General features: G+C 67.7%; 2 protein-coding genes. One reads left to right on the top strand and one right to left on the bottom strand.

What is annotated here, in order from left to right; translation table 11 throughout:
* Positions 1 to 79 precede the first annotated feature (79 nt).
* A complete protein-coding gene (locus ACZ7FF_RS44900) occupies positions 80 to 379 on the top strand; it encodes a hypothetical protein (RefSeq protein WP_470820539.1) in 300 nt (99 codons plus the stop codon).
* Between the two features lie 8 nt (positions 380 to 387).
* Here the strand turns inward: ACZ7FF_RS44900 and ACZ7FF_RS44895 are convergent, their stop codons facing one another.
* Positions 388 to 1,797, bottom strand: coding sequence for an ISL3 family transposase (locus ACZ7FF_RS44895; RefSeq protein ID WP_470820537.1), 1,410 nt, complete (start codon positions 1,795 to 1,797; stop codon positions 388 to 390).
* Positions 1,798 to 2,043 lie beyond the last annotated feature (246 nt).

The raw sequence follows: 2,043 nt of genomic DNA, 5'->3' as shown, positions 1-2,043 counted from the left end.
GGTTCTGGCTCACTTTCCGTGGAGGGCTGACTGAGTGTGATGTCAGCGGTGTGTGGTGGGATGGCCGGACTCTGCTGCTGTGATCTGCTGGGAGACCGCCTTCATGCCCGTGTACTCGTCTCTGACTCACGCCTTGGCCGCGGCCTTGGTCGATGTCCTCTGGTTCGTCGAGGGCAGCGAGGACGAGCAGATGGATCCGGACGACGCCGTCAAGGTGCTGGAGGGGGTCGGCCACCTGGTCAGCAAGCTGTCGAGCGAGCAACGGAGCGAACTGATCGGTCTGCTCGGGACGATGGCCGAAGCCGAGTCCGACCCCGCCCGCCGGGAGTTCTTGGAAGGGTTTCCGGAAGGCTTCGGACTTCTTGATGATGCGGTCTGACTTGTGCATCACGAGTAGAGCAGGACGCGCTTGCGGAGAAGGGTGAAGCCGGCCCGGCCGAACATCTGGCGTTTGAGCATTTTGATCCGGTTGACGTGGCCTTCGACGACGCCTGAGCTCCATGGCAGGGTGAGGCCGGCGATGACCGCATCGCGGTCACGATCGATGCCCGCGGCGAGTGTGTGGAGGCTGGGGAGGTCATCTTGCCGGACGGCATCGAGCCACTGCGGCAGCCGTTCGCCCTGGCGCTCAGTGAGCATCTGGCCGAAGGAGCGGACGTGGCCGGTCAGGGCGTCCAGTTCGGGACAGTGAACCAGAACGGCCTTGAGTCGAAGGTTCTCCGTCTCGTTGAGGGTCTCCGGCCGGCGAAGGAGCCAGCCGGCGACGACACGGGGTGACGGTGGCCGGGCTGTGACGGGGCCCGGCGAGAGCCGCTTCTCCCGGAAGTAGGCGCGAACCCGCTGGTAGCTGCCCTGGTAGCCGAGCGGCACGATCTCCTCCCACACCCTCCAGGCGTTCGTGCAGCCCTGGTTCCAGCGGTCGTCCAGGTAGGGCTTGAAGGCGTCGAGTTTGGATGGCCGGCCCTGCCACTGCCCGTGGAACAGGTCCTCCGGGGTGGCTGCGTCGGCGAGGAGCTTGACGGTGCGGGAGGTCATCCGGAGGTTGCGGCCGATCGCCCTCCGGCTGAGCCCGGCGGCCAGCAGTTCGTGGACGGTCGCGTGGTTGACGCGGGTGCGGTCAGCGAAGCGGTGTCCCCTCGGCCAGGGCGAGCCGGAGGGGTCTTCGAACTTCTCCGGACCGGGGGCAGGCTGGGCTTGATCTGGCGCCAGAACCTGCAGGCATCCGCGGTGGTCTGCGACGCACCGCTCTGTGGCCTCGCTCAGGTTGTGCCAAAGATGCCACCGGTCCGCCACCTGCACCGCCTGCGGTGCCCCGGCTGTGGCGCCTTCGGCGAAGAACGGTGCTCGATCGCGGCAGACCACCTCCACCTCTGGCCGTTTCGCGAGCCAAGCGGCCAGGCTGGACGCCTCCCGGTCGGGCAGCAGGTCCACTGGACGCCGGCTTTCGACATCGACCAGGACGGTCCCGTAGTGGCGGCCTTTGCGGGTCGCGTACTCATCGACGCCGACCACCCGCGGCGCTGGAACTTCGGGGTCGGGCAACGCTTCGACCAGCCTGAGCACCGTACTCCGGCTGACAGACACGCCGAAGACTCTCGCCATGCGGGCACCGGCCCGGCCGGCGAGCGCGAGGCCCACTGCGGCCAGCGTCGACCGCAGGCGCTCGGTCCGCCGGCCGTACCGACGAGTCAAACCTGGCAGCTGTTCGGCGAAGGTCCGCCGCCCGCACGAGGTGACCGGGCAGAGGAACCGCCGGACCCGTAAACAGAGCGACCCGTCTGCCTCCGCTGGGCACATCCGCGGGAAACCGCAGGTAGGAGCTGTGGACTCGCCGTGACCAGACCCCACATCCGGGACAGACAGCCCCAGCCACCGTGCTTCGGGCCTCGATGTGAACCGCCTCGTCGTTCACGGCCACGGACAGCACCACCACGTCGGATATCGACGGGAACAGCAACTCCTCCAGCCGAAGCATCACTTCTTCCACGGGCCGAACTGTCAGCCACACCACACCCCGTACGGATCAGTTCCGGGCGTCTTCCC

This window comes from Streptomyces sp. NPDC037126, from assembly GCF_055605965.1.
This window is presented reverse-complemented; position numbering and strand designations above follow the sequence as displayed.

Excerpts from the sequence above, each read along its gene's own strand:
- ACZ7FF_RS44895 (WP_470820537.1), bottom strand. The coding sequence starts at position 1,797 with ATGTGCCCAGCGGAGGCAGACGGGTCGCTCTGTTTACGGGTCCGGCGG.